This window comes from Paraeggerthella sp. Marseille-Q4926 (genome assembly GCF_916618935.1).
Classification (GTDB): domain Bacteria; phylum Actinomycetota; class Coriobacteriia; order Coriobacteriales; family Eggerthellaceae; genus Paraeggerthella; species Paraeggerthella hominis.
Genome location: NZ_CAKAKF010000003.1, coordinates 303,634 through 316,931 on the forward strand (window position 1 = coordinate 303,634; position 13,298 = coordinate 316,931).

Here is a 13,298-nt window from a genome sequence, read left to right on the forward strand (position 1 = left end):
GGACGGCGGCTAGCTGCGGGGCTGTCGCACGCGCCTTGATCGCCCCGGGATCGCGGAGTGCGACTTTGGCGCGAGCACCTGTCCGCCCCTTGGTTGCAGAGTGCGGCCTCGCGGACGCCTCGGTCGCCTTCTGGTTGCAGAGCGCGGCCTCGCGGGACGCCCCGTCCGCCCCGCGATTGCACGGCTGCGCAATCGTGCGAGTCCCCACGGGGCCGCAAAATCGCACGGGTGCTTCGCCCACCGCTGAGAACCGTCCGCCCCGTTCCGCACGAGAGCCCTCCCTTCCCCCTCGCACGCGGGAACACACGAGAATCAAAAGTTTTTGAAATTAGGTATTGCGCGATTGGAAAACACCCGGTAGAATAATCCGCGCTGCTGAAGCAAGGGGTGTTAGCTCAGTTGGTTAGAGCGCCGGCCTGTCACGTCGGAGGTCGCGAGTTCGAGTCTCGTACATCCCGCCATTTACTTCACTGCCGCACCTGGGGTGTTAGCTCAGTTGGTTAGAGCGCCGGCCTGTCACGTCGGAGGTCGCGAGTTCGAGTCTCGTACATCCCGCCATTTACTTGCAGAAGCCCGCTTTCGCGGGCTTTTTTGCTGTCTGGTCCCCCGCTCTGTCAAAACGAACGAGTTTTGCGGCGATTTTCGACCCCTTGCAGGCGAAGCGCTCGAGCACGTATCTCATCGTACCAGGTCAGACGATCGACCTTAGCCTTTATCCTGATTCAAGGACCAGCAAAACTCGTTCGTTTTGACAGAACCGGAAGCTCTCCACCGCGCCAACAGCGCTCGAAACCAGGCACAAAAAAACGCGGGCGCACGAAGCGCCCGCGTTTGCACCGCGAAAACCTGCCGGACTCAAACGGCCCGCTGATCGATGCGAGTCGTAGTGACGACGCGCAGGATCCGTCCGCCGCCGCACGGATCCTCGTCGACCAGCGACGGCTCGCCGTTCTCCACCAAAAACGCCAGAGGCGCCGCGCAGCAGCCATCATCTTCGGAAGCGTTCGCCTGCGCGCAGCAAGCTTGCAGCAGCACGTCGGGACGCAGCGACCCCGTAGGCTTCGACTCCAACGAAAACGTCAGGACGGCTCCGGCAAGCTCCATCTCTCCCACCAGAAAGTCGGAAACCCGCAGAACCTTCTCCTTCTTCTTGCGAATCACGGTGATCTCTTCGGGCACCGGCAGCTGGGCGGGGGCGCAAGAGAGCAGCACCCGGTACGTGCCGATCGGATACGCAGCCGAAGCCGCCGGCGTGCGCGCGTCGATGTAGACGCAATCCTTCACCATCAGGTCGGGGACGCTTGCATCCCGCAATGCCTCCAATGCCTCGTCAGGCGCTACGTAGCGCGTCATCTGCAAGTCGAACAGCTCGTGCGTGCCCCCTACGCCCACCGGAAGCGCAGCGCCGAACGCGATTTTCATGTGGGGAGAGAATCCCTGGCTCACGGCAAACGGCAGTCCCGCGCGACGCACGGCGCGCTCGAGGGCGCGCGCCACCTCCAAGTGAGAGAGCAGCGCCAAGCGCCCCTGCTTGCAAAACGTCACGCGAAGGCGAAACAGGTTCGGATCAGACATGAGCTTCCTCCTGGCATTCGTCGAAAGCCGCCGGGGCATCCTCCGGAGCGGCGACGTGCGCGCGAAGATCGGAATCCGGCGACCCAGGCTGCGCATTGGACCCGCTGGCCACGCGCGGCCGCGCCAGCTGGTTGTCCGCGCCAAGCGAAGGGCATGCGCCGCACGCAGAGCACGCCCCGAACGTGCAGTCGGGCGTCGTGCGCTCCTGTTCGGCAAGCTTGCGCTCGCGCGCCAAAAAGCGCTCGGACACGCCCGTGGTGATATGCGACCACGGCATAACCCGATCGGTGGGATAAGCCGTTTGCGCGATCGCTTCGGGATCGATGCCCACCTCCTGCGCGGCATCGCGCCAAGCCTGCGCGTTGAAATGCTCGGTCCATGCGTCAAACCGCGCGCCGCGCCGCCAGGCCGCCTCCACCCACGCCGCGGCTTCACGTCCGGCACGGCTCATGACGGCCTCCACGAAGCTGGTGGAGGGATCGTGCCAATGCACGTCGATCGCACGGTACTTGATCGAGTTGCGCAGCAGGTTCACGCGTCGCAACGCTTCCTCGGGAGGAATCTGCCCGTCCCACTGAAACGGGGTCTGGGCCTTCGGAACGAACAGCGCGCATGAAACGCTCATGCGCAAGCTGCCGCGCTGCTCGGGCGGCGTCGCGGCCTTCATGCGGTCGTACGCGCGCTGCGCCAAGCTGGCGATACCCTTGATGTCCTCGTCGGTTTCGGTAGGCAGGCCAATCATGAAGTAGAGCTTGCAGCGACGCCAGCCCGCCGAAAACGCGGCGTCGAGCGCGCCGAACAGGTCGTCCTCCGTCACGTTCTTGTTGATGACGTCGCGCAAACGCTGGGTGCCGGCCTCCGGCGCGAAGGTGAGACCACCCTTCTTCTGGCCCGCCACCAGCTCGGCCATGTCCACGCCGAACGAGTCAAGGCGCTGCGAAGGCACCGAGATACGCACGCCTTTCCCGTCGCACGCACGGTTCAGCCGCGTAAGGATGTCGGCGATCTGTGAATGGTCCGTCGAGGAAAGCGAGGTCAGGCTCACCTCGTCGTAACCGGTTTCGGCCAGACCCGACACCACCGAAGCCACCACGTTGTCCGCCGATCGCTCGCGCACGGGACGATACATCATGCCCGCCTGGCAGAACCGACATCCGCGCGCGCAGCCGCGCAGGATCTCGACGTTCAGACGATCGTGCACCACTTCCGTGAACGGCACGACGCACGGTTCCCAACCGGGGCTTTCGGCAAAGCCTTCGAACAGGCGCTTGTCGATGCGCACGGGCGCCTCCACCTCCAGCGGCTCGATCCACGAACCCTCCTGCTGCGCCGTCGCCTCGTCGCGCCAACGGTACAGCGAGGGCACGTAGCAGCCCGGCTGCTGGGCAAGCGTGCGCAGAATGTCGGCGCGCGCCGCGCCTTCCGATCGCATGCGCCTGACAATGGCCAAGTACTCCGGCAACGCCTCCTCCCCTTCCCCGATGCTGAGGAAGTCGAAGAACGGGGCGTACGGTTCGGGATTGAAGGCGCAGGGTCCGCCGCCCATCACGAACGGATCGTCTTGCGCGCGATCCTTCGCATGCAGCGCGATGCCCGCCAAATCAAGCGTCTCCAGCACGTTCGTGGCGGCAAGCTCGTGCGGCAGCGTGATGCCCACTGCGTCGAACGACGCCACCGGCGCGCAGCTCTCGATGCTGAACAGCGGCAATCCTTCGGCGCGCAGCGTGTCGCACATGTCCGAAGCCGGAAGGAAGGCGCGCTCCGCGGCCATGCCCTCCTGGGCGTTCACCGCGTTCACCAGAATGCGCAGCGCCTGGTTGGCCTGGCCCAACTCGTACGTGTCGGGATACACCATGCAGAAGCGAAAGTCTGCTTCGGGCTTGTAAACGCAGCCGTACTCATGGTTTAGATAGCGAGCAGGACGCTCTGCATGGACAAGCAGCGGCTCGAGCTGCGGCCAAAGATCCTTCATCGGAATTTCCCCTCTTCGAATGCGGGATGAGCAAAAACAAGCAGAACACCGGGGACCGAGCAGGCCCCCGGAACAAAAGTGCGAACTAGCGACCCTTGACCGCGCCGCCTCCCTGACGCGCGCCGCCGACCGCCTGCGCGGCTTTGGCGCGCACGGCCTCCACGGCCTTGGCACCGGTGGCCTGCGCCTTCTGAGCCGCGCGCTTCGCGGCGGCTTGGACCACCTTGTCGCGGGCGGAAGCCACGGCATCGGTCAGCCTGCCCAAGTTCGGGCCGCCTTCGTAGTATTCGATCGCAGCACGGCCCATAGCCTGCGTGCCGGTGTACCCGATCGCCGCCTTTACGGCCCAGCCGAGCGCGGGAACGAACGCCACCAGCTGACGAGCGACCGCGCGGCACGCGAATGCGCCGCCCACCAACGCCGCCAGCTCCTTGACGCGCTCCATGTTGAGCTCCTCGCCATAGGCGGCGGCTATCATGAGCAGCATCTTCGCCTGGTTGAGCGTCATGACGGGCATATCGGCGCCCGGAATGATAACCAGCAAGCCCACGCCCGCGTTCTGCAAGGACGTCGCGTTCACTGCTTCCATAGACAGCGGCTTGCGCACGAACGGGAACGCCAGCGCGCAGGCAAGGCGCTTCTCGTTGCAGGCATCGATGACCCAGCCCCCCATGCGCTCCGAAAGCGACGCGGCCCTTGCGTCGTCGAGCGCGTACGGCTCGGTCAAAGGCTGCGCGGCAGACGGGTCCTCTCCTTCAGCGGGCAGCTGCTTGGGCTGCACGATCTTCGGCGAAACCACATCGCCGTCCGGAATAGGGAAGCCGGAGGCCCGCGCTATGTCGGAAACCAGCTCCGGCAACGTGGTCACCACCATGACCGGCACGCCGACCGCGCGCACGTGCTGAGCGCACACGCCCACCTGATCGCCCAGTCCCGCCACGATAACCGCCATGTCGTCGCCCGCGTACGGCACGAACGGACGGCCGTCCAGGTACGTCAGCGACACGCGCGCATGCGCGGACGCGCTGGCGAACGCCTGGCGTACGTGCGCCTGCACGTCGCCGGGAGCGGTGTCGTCCAGGTACACGCTCACTGAAATGGAAGTGCGACGAGCCTCGTCGATATTGGTGGCCTCGTCGATAACCGCCTTGACGTCAACGGGTAGCTGCATAACCGCCTTCTTCCCTAACGCTTGCTTGCCATGTTGTGGGTCCACACCGATCCGATCATACCCACCATGATAAAGTTGACCATCATGAACGACGACCCGTAGCTCATGAACGGCAAGGGGATGCCCGTGATGGGCATGAGCCCGCAGTCCATGCCGATGTTCTCGAGAATCTGGAACAGCCACATGCCCACAACGCACATGACGATGGTCATGCCGAAAAGGTCGCTGGCCGCCGCCGCAATACGGAAGCTTATCAAAACAAGCGACGCGTACAGCGAAAGCAGCACCATCACACCGAAAAACCCAAGCTCTTCAGCCAAGACGCAGAAGATGAAGTCGGTTGGAGCTTCAGGCAGAATGCCCAGCGCATGCTGAGTGCCCTGGAACAGCCCTTTGCCGAACAACCCGCCCGACCCGATGGCGATCTGCGCCTGGCGCAGGTTGTAGCCTTCCCCGTTGGGGTCGAGGCCGGGATCGAGAAACACCAGCAACCGGTTGCGCTGGTACTGCTTGAGCAGCTTGTATTCTCCCGTTGACCCCTTGATGACCTCGTCGATGGCAAACACGGCCGCCACCGCCACAATGCCGGCCGCCAACGTGATCAGCAGGTACTTCGGGCGCGCGCCGCCCACCACCAGCGCCACGGCGCCGATGAACAGGTACACCAGGCCCGTACCCAGGTCGGGCTGCGTCATGATGCACGCGAACGGCACCAGCATAAGGCCGAGCGCCTTCAGGTACTCGCGCGGGTCGTCAAGCCGCCCTCCGTAGCGCGCCATGATACTGGCGTCCAAAAGGATGACCGTCACCTTGGCGAACTCGCCCGGCTGAATCTGTATGCCAACGTTGATCCACGACGTGGCGCCCATGGTGTTCACGCCGATAACGGGTAGGTGAGGCGACAGAATGAGCACCACGTTCACGATAAGGAACAGCGTGGTGTAGTCGGACAGCCTTCGGTAATCGAACTGCCAGACCAGCACCATGGCTATCGCGCCGACGGCCACGCCCATAAGCTGACGCGAAAAGCTGTAGTCGGGATCGTTGAGCACCGCCGAATAAACGATCACCAGCCCGTAGCACACCAGAAGCGCCACCACGATGACGAACGGAAGGTTGAGCCAAGGGAAGCGTCGCGTTCGCGTGGCTTGCGTTACGGCCCTGTCGGGAGCCTTGACCGAGTTGATCTGGGGCAGCTGCGCCATGACGCCTCCTTTCTAGTCCGTTCGTCCGCTTGACGATCCCTTGTACTCGACCGCTTTGCCCGTCGAGCCGGCGATCTTTCCCATGTCGGCGTACGTGCCTGCATCGTAATCGAGCACGGCAGCCAGAAGCTCCGCGCCCAGAGGAGCGCCGACGGCCGAACCGCCGCCGCCTTCCTCCACCACGCAGGCCACCACGTACTTGGGGTCGTCGTAGGGGGCGTAACAGGCAAACCACGCGTAATCGTCCTTGCCCGCCATTTCGGCGGTACCCGTTTTGCAGGCAACCGTGGCCGGATCGATGCCCCGATCCTGAAACAACGGCGCGATGTCGGCGTTCTCCACGGTCACGCCCTTGAGCGCGTCGCGCACGAACGCAAGGTCCTTCATGGGAACGTCGGGCTCCGCCACCACTTCCGCCTTCGCGGACAGCGCCACGTCGCCTCCCGCGTTGCGCACCTCTTTCAACAGATGGGGCTTCATGATCTTACCCGTTGCAAGGCCGCCGTACGCCACGGCGATCTGCAAAGGCGTGGCCAGCACGTAGCCCTGGCCGATGACCATGTTGGTGGAGTCGCCGCCCTTCCAGGCCGCCTCTTCGGGCGTGTCCTTGAAATACTCGGCCTTCCATTCGGGCGTGGGAACACGACCGGCCTCCTCGGCGGGCAGGTCGATGCCCGTCCGCTCACCGAAGCGGTACTTCTTTATATAGTCCTGCATGGCCGTATCCGACACCGTAGCGGGACCGCGCCCGAGCGAGCTATGCTCAAAGAAGTTGTACGCTATGTCGTAGAACACCACGTCGCACGAGTTCACGATGCCGCCGCGCAGGTCGAGCGTCCCGTGTCCCGAGCGCTTCCAGCACTTCTGCACGTCGCCCGAACCCCAGCCGTCCCACGAACCGGTACAGGTCCACGTGCGCGAGGTGTCCGCGAACCCGTTGGCCAACGCCGCCAAGCTCGTGAACGCTTTGTAGGTGGAAGCAGCCGGGTACGTGCCGCCGATCGCGCGGTTCAGCATGGGCCGATGCGCGTCGTCGGACTGGTACACGTCCCACACATCCTGCGAGATGGAACCCGAGAACACCTCCGGTTCGAACGTCGGATAGCTGGCCAGGGCCACGATGCCGCCGTCACGCACGTCCATGACCACGGCCGCGCCGGCCGTGCCCTTGCCCGTGCCGATGGTGCCGTCCTTGGGCGCGATCAGCTCCGCAAGCGCGCGGTCGCAGGCGTACTGGACCGGCCCCTTGATGGTCAGATAGACGTCGGACCCGCTCACGGGCTGCGTTTCGCTCACCACGTCCACCACGTTGCCGTGCGTGTCGGCAACCACCTTCTTTTCGCCGTGATCCCCCGCCAGCATGTTGTCGTACATCAACTCCACGCCCGCCTTGCCCACGGAGTCGCCGGACTTCACCACGCGGCCCTCGGGCGGGTTCTTCAAATCATCCTCGCTGGGAAATCCCGTATAGCCCACCGCGTGCGCCGCAAGCGCGCCGTAAGGATAGTCGCGCACCGCGCGCTCGTCCACCGTGATGCCGGGAAACGCGTCGGAATGCTCCATGATGAACGCGACGTCGCGCATGCGCACGTCGCTGGCCACCACGCGCTGGCTCTGCGCGCCGCTCGAAGCGTCGAGGATGCGCTTGCGCACCACGTTGTAGGGCACGCCCAGGGTGGCGGACAGGCGCTGGACCACATCGCGGTCGTCCGCCACGTCCGGGTCGGCCAGCACCGTCAACGACGAGCGGTTCTTCACAAGCGGCAGCCCGTCGGCATCCAAGATGCGGCCGCGCGGCGCCGGCTTGTACACGATGCTGTACTGGTTTTCGTCCGAAGCGCTGCGGAACTCGCTCTGCTCGAGCACCTGCATGCTCCAGATCTTCGCCGTCAGCGACCCGAACACGCCGGCGGCCAGCACGCCCATGGCCACGAAGCGCGACTTGAGGTTGCCGGACGGATTCGGAGCGGCCTGCTGCACGCCGGTCGCGTGCCCGGAGCCGGAACCGGCCACGCGCTTGGCGGAATCCGGCAGCGTGGACGACACGCCCACCGAGCTGATGGAGCGCACGTCTTTCTTGACGCTGACATTGGACGACGAGCGGCCCTTCATGATGGAGAACGTGATGGCTATGGCCGCAATGGCCACGATGGCCGCAACGACAGCTGCTATGATGGCGACAAGCATGCAGACCGCCTCCTAGCGCAGCCGAGGCGTGCGCAGTCCGCGGTCCTGGGAGCCGCCGACCATCAGGCGCGCCATGATCAGGTACAGCACCAGGCCGACGATGCAGTCGTAAAGTCCGCACGGCAGCGCCCGGTACAGAAACGCGTCGAGTGCGCTGGCGGAAAGCCCGGTTGTCATGAGCAGTCCGCCGTACAGCATCTCGACCGCAAGAACGCTCACTGCGAAGATGGTCAACGGCATGAACAACGTATCGTTGTCCAGGATCGCGAACGCGCGGGAAGCGACGAACGAGAAGAGCACAAACAGGAACGCCATCGCGCCCACCGGCCCGGAACCCGTCAAATCGTACACGAGCCCCAAAACGAACGGCAGGACGGGTCCCGCCTCGTTCGGCCTCACGATCGCGACCACCAGCACGTACGCCAAAAGGAAATTCGGCTGAGCAGAGAACAACGCTATATTGGGAGCCACGACGATCTGGAGCAAAACGGCCACAACCGCGCCGACCGCAACCACGGCATTGCTGCGCTCAAGGCCCATTACGCATTGCTCCCTTCGTTATCCGCATTCGAAGACCCCGACGAAGCGTCCGATCCGTCGGAGCCCACGCCGAACACCACGAGCACCTCTTCAAGCGAAGAAGCCTGATCGTTCGGCGAGACCACCGCACGTCGCGTCGCGCCGCCCTGCTGGGAATCGACCTTGACCACCGTGCCGATGACCAGGCCCTTCTGGTAGCTGCCGCCCAAACCCGACGTAACCACAACGTCGCCCGGATTCACCGACGCGTCGGCATCAAGGTTTTCGAGGTACAGCAGCCCCTCCAGGGAGCCGCGAACGATGCCCTCGGCGCGACTCGACTGCACGAGCGCCGCCGCCCCGGATTTCGGATCCGACAGCAGGCGAACCTTGGCGGTGTGCTCGGTCGTCTCGAACACCTGCCCCACCACGCCCGATGCGGCCATGACGGTCAAACCGCTGTCCACGCCGTCAGCCGATCCCTTGTCGATGGTCACCGTCTGGCTCCAGGCTTCGGAGCTGCGACCGATGACGCGCGCGCCCACCCCGTCGATGCCGGCCGTATCCTTGAGATCGAGCAGCTGGCGCAGGCGCTCGTTCTCCTGCCGGTACTCCTCCATCTGGGCGTACTGCTCTATGAGCTCGGCGTTGTACTCGCGCAAGCCCGAAAGCGTCGATTCGTCTGCAGTGGCGTTCTCGATGCCCTCGCCCGCGGCGCTCGCAGCCGAACCGGCAGCGGCGCCCACGAACCTAAGCGGCGCGACCGCGTTCGACACGGCTCCCTGCACAGCATGAACAGGCCCGTTCTCCCCTTCGCGTGCATATACCGCAACCAGCACGATCGACGCCACCAGGAATGCAACGAGCAGAACCCGGCGCAGAAACGCCGAGTTTCTTTGTTGGAAGTTAAGCGCCATAAGAAAGCCGGCTCAACCCTATTTCGACCGCATGAGGGTCTGCTTGAGCGCCGTCGGCGTCTCGAGCACCTTGAGGCAGCCCATAACCACGTTGGTGAGCGCCGTTTCGCTTGTCCATACGGGAATCTCCAGCTTGTCCGTCAGGTAGCGATCAAGGCCGGACAGAAGTCCGCCGCCGCCCGTCAGCAGGATGCCGTTCTGGATGATGTCGGAGGCCAGGTCCGGGTTCGTCTTCTTGAACGTCTCCTTGATGTGCACGACCATCTCCTCGCACGGGGCGATGAGGGCCTGGCGCACGTCCTCGGACTGAATGGTGACCTCTTTCGGCTGCTCGGTGATGACGTCCTGGCCCGAAATGATCATGTCGCGCTCGCGACCGTCTTCGAACGGCAGGATGGAGCCGATCTTGATCTTGATGATCTCGGCCGTGCGCTCGCCGATCTTGATGCCCAAAAGGTCGCGCAGGTGCATGGCGATGGCCTCGTCCATACGGTTGCCGGCCAAGCGCAGCGAAGACGACGTGACGATGCCGCCGAGCGAGATGACCGCAACCTCCGTCGTGCCGCCGCCGATGTCGACGACCATCGAGCCCGTCGGCTCGGTAACGGGCAGGTCGGCGCCCATAGCAGCAGCCATGGGCTCTTCGATGAGGTACGCCTGACGAGCGCCCGCCTGCACGGCCGCCTCGAACACGGCGCGCTTCTCCACCGACGTGGCACCGCAGGGGATGCAGATGACGATGCGGGGCTTCGCCTGCCACGGATACTTGCGCGGAGCCGCCTTGTTGATGAACGCCGAGATCATAGCCTCGGTCACGTCGTAGTCGGCGACCACGCCGTCATGCAGCGGGTGCTCGGCCGAAAACGCCTCCGGCGTGTGGTTGATCATGTTCTTGGCCTCGTGGCCGACGGCGAGCACGCGATGCGTCGCCTTTTCGATAGCCACGACCGAAGGCTCGTTGACGACGATGCCTTCGCCCGGAATGGCAACCAATGTATTAGCAGTTCCGAGGTCGATAGCCATGTCCGTGGACATTTGACCCGTCAAACCCGAAAACATATCTAAGAAGGACATACGGGCAAACCCCTTGTATCTCGTTTCTACGTGAAACTGAATTCTAGCACAGGGGGTTTTCCCCGCGCGAAAATCCACGAGGGGCACAACTAGCCCGCCCAATGACGCGAGGGAAACAAGCGAAACCAAGGAACGGTCCCGGCACCGCGCTCGCGCCGCCTTATGCGCGCACGAGAAAACGCTCCCGCTGGCAGGTTCTGACGGTTTGAGGTCGTTTGGCCGAGCCCTGCTCGCGCCGCAGCTTTGCCCGTTTTTCGTTTTGCCTGGTCACAGCTCTGGGCTGCTGGGCCGTTCTTTCGCAGGAGCTTGCTTCGCCGCCTTCGACGACCTCAAACCGTCAGAACCTGCCAGCGACAGGGGTTTTTCGCGCGCAAGCCGGCCAGCGCACCGCACGCCGCCGCAAGCCCGTACGCGAAACCAGCAAGCTGCAACCCGCGGCGGCATCCACAAGAAAGCCCCGGCGCCTCGCGAACGCTCCCCAACTAAAAACGGGCTTGCGACGCGAAGTCGCAAGCCCGTCGGGTCGCATATCTCGAAACAGCCGCGCGCCTCGAACAGACGGCCGGACCGCCAGCCTCGCCTAGTGGACGCTGCAGGAGAGGCAGGGGTCGTAGGCGCGGACCAGCTTCTCAATGTCCAGCTGGATGGCGTCGCGATCCAAGCCCTCGGACACCAGCTTCTCGGCCAGAAGGCGCATGTCGGCTTCGAGGTTCGCCACGTTCTGAGCCGTAGGCGTCATGATGGACGCATGCACCACGCGGCCCTCTTCGTCCAGCTCCAGCTCATGGAACAGCGCACCGCGCGGCGCTTCGGTGAACCCGGTGCCGCGACCCGCCTTGACCTCGAACGAAACCGGCTCGCTCGATCCCTCGAAGCCGTCCGGCTCCGCCAGGCGACGGCACAGGGCGGCGCAGCGCTCCAGCGCGTCCACCAGCTCCACCGCCTGCGCCACGTTGTTCAAATACGGATTGCGCTCGGGCGGGCGCAGGCCGGCCTTCGCCGCCGCCACCTTCGCATCCTGGCTCAAATGCTGCCACGAGGCGTTGATGCGGGCGAGCGCGCCCGTGAAGAAGGGCTTGCCGGTCGAGCTCACACGCGAGAGCAGCGCGGCCGAATGGGGAACCGCGAACTCTTCCAGCTCGTTGGTCGCCTCATCGGCATCGAACGTCAGGTCCGCATCCAAGAAGCGCGCCGTGCGCGAATCGCACACCGGGTAGCGGTCGGGAGCCACCATGGCCAGCATGTCTCCCGCAGTCTGGATGTCCGGCACCTCGAACGAATCGAACAGGTCGACCGTCGCCGACGCGAACGCGCGCGCCTCGTCCATCTTGTCGGCAAGCTCCCGGTACTCCCCCGCTTCCAGCTCGTGCGTGAAGCCGCCGACCACCGCCGTGATGGGATGGATGCTGCGACCTCCGACGCGCGTGCACAGCTCGTTGCCGAGCGCCTTGAGCCCCAGCGCCTTCTCGAACAGCTCGGGGTTCGTCTCGGCCAGCGGGAACACGCTCTTCATGCCCACGAAGTCCGGCGCGGCGAACACGAACAGGTGCGACGCGTGGTTTTGCAGGTAGGACCCGTACACCAAAAGCTCGCGCAAGGCGTTCGTGCGATCGGTCACCTGCACGCCGAAGATGCGCTCGATGGCAAGCAGGTCGGTGACCACGTGGCTTGCCGAGCAGATGCCGCAGATGCGCGAGGCAATGTAGGGGATCTCCTCGAACCGGCGGCCGCGCACCATGCTCTCGAACAGGCGGGCCGGCTCGACCACGTTCATCTCAACGGTCTTCACAACGCCGTCCTCGATGACCACGTGCACGTTGCCGTGGCCCTCGACGCGGGCGATATGGTCGACGTGTATAGCGGTTTTCGTCATGGGATGCTTCCTCACTCGCTCGCCGCAAGGGCGGGGTTTACCTGATTGAACATCTCGAGCGCCTGGTCGAAGTCGGCCACGGAAACGCCGTAGCGCGCCACCGCTTCGCGAGCCGACGCCAGGTTGGCATCGGGCGAAAGGCCGCGGCACCCGTTGCAGGGCCGACCCAGATTCACGCACTTCGCACCGCAGCCGGCTACGGTCACCAGCCCCAGGCACAGCGCTCCCTTCCCGTAGAAACAGCTGGACTCGTTGCGTTTGCAGTCGCCGCACATGGTCTTCGTGGGGAATCCCTTGTTCGACCCGTACAGGGCGCGCTGCAAAACGTCCAGGAAGTCAAGCGTGTCGATCGGGCAGCAGCGCACCTCGTAGTCCACGTCCACCACCGCGCTGATCGGCCGCGGAGCGATCATGTCGCCGCACGCATCGGGCAGGCGATCGTACACCTGGCCGGGACGCTCGAGGAAGTGGTCGGCCGCCATGCCGGGGATGCCGGCCGTGGTGGCGCACGCGCCGATGGCGATCACCACGCCGGCGCGCTCGCGCAGCATGCGCACGGTAGCCTCGGCTTCCTCGGTGGTCACCGCGCCCTCGATGATGGCGACGTCGAAATCGTCGGGCATAGGATCGCTCGAGGCCAGCTGCCAATAGCGCAAATCGATCTGCCCCAGCACGTCAAGCAGATGCGCCTCGGCGTTCGTGATCTGCAACTGGCACCCGAAGCAGCTGGCCAGTCCGGCAACCACGACGCGCGGCGCAACCGGCTTCTCCTGACAGGCAATGCAGTTTCCGCTCATATTGCTCC

General features: G+C 64.7%; 10 protein-coding genes and 2 tRNA genes. 2 read left to right on the top strand and 10 right to left on the bottom strand.

Features of this window, described 5'->3' with window-relative positions; genetic code table 11:
* Positions 1-384 precede the first annotated feature (384 nt).
* Both LG373_RS06555 and LG373_RS06560 read left to right on the top strand, forming a co-directional pair.
* Positions 385-461, top strand: a tRNA-Asp gene (locus tag LG373_RS06555).
* A 20-nt stretch (positions 462-481) separates the two neighbouring features.
* A tRNA-Asp gene (locus LG373_RS06560) sits at positions 482-558 on the top strand.
* A 297-nt stretch (positions 559-855) separates the two neighbouring features.
* Here the strand turns inward: LG373_RS06560 and LG373_RS06565 are convergent.
* From LG373_RS06565 to LG373_RS06610, 10 genes are all read right to left on the bottom strand, one after another.
* Positions 856-1,575, bottom strand: a complete 720-nt coding sequence (locus tag LG373_RS06565; RefSeq protein ID WP_225749343.1) for a TIGR03936 family radical SAM-associated protein — start codon at positions 1,573-1,575, stop codon at positions 856-858.
* Entirely contained in the window at positions 1,568-3,547 is a 1,980-nt protein-coding gene (locus LG373_RS06570; protein WP_225749344.1) for a TIGR03960 family B12-binding radical SAM protein, read from the bottom strand. Before LG373_RS06570 ends, LG373_RS06565 begins: the two co-directional genes overlap by 8 nt.
* Before the next feature lie 85 nt (positions 3,548-3,632).
* Positions 3,633-4,718, bottom strand: a complete 1,086-nt coding sequence (locus LG373_RS06575; protein WP_225749345.1) for a YcjF family protein — start codon at positions 4,716-4,718, stop codon at positions 3,633-3,635.
* 14 nt (positions 4,719-4,732) lie between these two features.
* Positions 4,733-5,923: a rod shape-determining protein RodA gene (gene rodA / locus LG373_RS06580; protein ID WP_114567418.1), complete on the bottom strand. Its 1,191-nt coding sequence runs from the start codon at positions 5,921-5,923 to the stop codon at positions 4,733-4,735.
* Positions 5,924-5,935: 12 nt separating this feature from the next.
* The gene (gene mrdA, locus LG373_RS06585; RefSeq protein ID WP_225749346.1) at positions 5,936-8,110 is read right to left on the bottom strand and encodes a penicillin-binding protein 2; all 2,175 of its coding nucleotides are present in this window, start codon (positions 8,108-8,110) and stop codon (positions 5,936-5,938) included.
* A gap of 12 nt (positions 8,111-8,122) precedes the next feature.
* Complete coding sequence (gene mreD / locus LG373_RS06590) at positions 8,123-8,650, bottom strand: rod shape-determining protein MreD (protein WP_225749347.1); 528 nt, start codon at positions 8,648-8,650, stop codon at positions 8,123-8,125.
* The gene (gene mreC, locus LG373_RS06595; RefSeq protein ID WP_225749348.1) at positions 8,650-9,546 is read right to left on the bottom strand and encodes a rod shape-determining protein MreC; all 897 of its coding nucleotides are present in this window, start codon (positions 9,544-9,546) and stop codon (positions 8,650-8,652) included. The genes mreD and mreC overlap by 1 nt, the downstream gene beginning before the upstream one ends.
* Positions 9,547-9,564: 18 nt before the next feature.
* A complete protein-coding gene (locus LG373_RS06600) occupies positions 9,565-10,620 on the bottom strand; it encodes a rod shape-determining protein (protein ID WP_114567422.1) in 1,056 nt (351 codons plus the stop codon).
* A gap of 580 nt (positions 10,621-11,200) precedes the next feature.
* The gene (locus tag LG373_RS06605) at positions 11,201-12,493 is read right to left on the bottom strand and encodes a Ni/Fe hydrogenase subunit alpha (protein WP_225749349.1); all 1,293 of its coding nucleotides are present in this window, start codon (positions 12,491-12,493) and stop codon (positions 11,201-11,203) included.
* A gap of 11 nt (positions 12,494-12,504) precedes the next feature.
* Complete coding sequence (locus LG373_RS06610) at positions 12,505-13,290, bottom strand: NADH:ubiquinone oxidoreductase (protein WP_225749350.1); 786 nt, start codon at positions 13,288-13,290, stop codon at positions 12,505-12,507.
* Positions 13,291-13,298 lie beyond the last annotated feature (8 nt).

What these genes read in the sequence shown, in the direction of transcription:
- LG373_RS06565 (WP_225749343.1), bottom strand. Translation starts at nt 1,575, where the DNA reads ATGTCTGATCCGAACCTGTTTCGCCTTCGCGTGACGTTTTGCAAGCAG.
- LG373_RS06570 (WP_225749344.1), bottom strand. Translation starts at nt 3,547, where the DNA reads ATGAAGGATCTTTGGCCGCAGCTCGAGCCGCTGCTTGTCCATGCAGAG.
- LG373_RS06575 (WP_225749345.1), bottom strand. Translation starts at nt 4,718, where the DNA reads ATGCAGCTACCCGTTGACGTCAAGGCGGTTATCGACGAGGCCACCAAT.
- rodA (WP_114567418.1), bottom strand. Translation starts at nt 5,923, where the DNA reads ATGGCGCAGCTGCCCCAGATCAACTCGGTCAAGGCTCCCGACAGGGCC.
- mrdA (WP_225749346.1), bottom strand. Translation starts at nt 8,110, where the DNA reads ATGCTTGTCGCCATCATAGCAGCTGTCGTTGCGGCCATCGTGGCCATT.
- mreD (WP_225749347.1), bottom strand. Translation starts at nt 8,650, where the DNA reads ATGGGCCTTGAGCGCAGCAATGCCGTGGTTGCGGTCGGCGCGGTTGTG.
- mreC (WP_225749348.1), bottom strand. Translation starts at nt 9,546, where the DNA reads ATGGCGCTTAACTTCCAACAAAGAAACTCGGCGTTTCTGCGCCGGGTT.
- LG373_RS06600 (WP_114567422.1), bottom strand. Translation starts at nt 10,620, where the DNA reads ATGTCCTTCTTAGATATGTTTTCGGGTTTGACGGGTCAAATGTCCACG.
- LG373_RS06605 (WP_225749349.1), bottom strand. Translation starts at nt 12,493, where the DNA reads ATGACGAAAACCGCTATACACGTCGACCATATCGCCCGCGTCGAGGGC.
- LG373_RS06610 (WP_225749350.1), bottom strand. Translation starts at nt 13,290, where the DNA reads ATGAGCGGAAACTGCATTGCCTGTCAGGAGAAGCCGGTTGCGCCGCGC.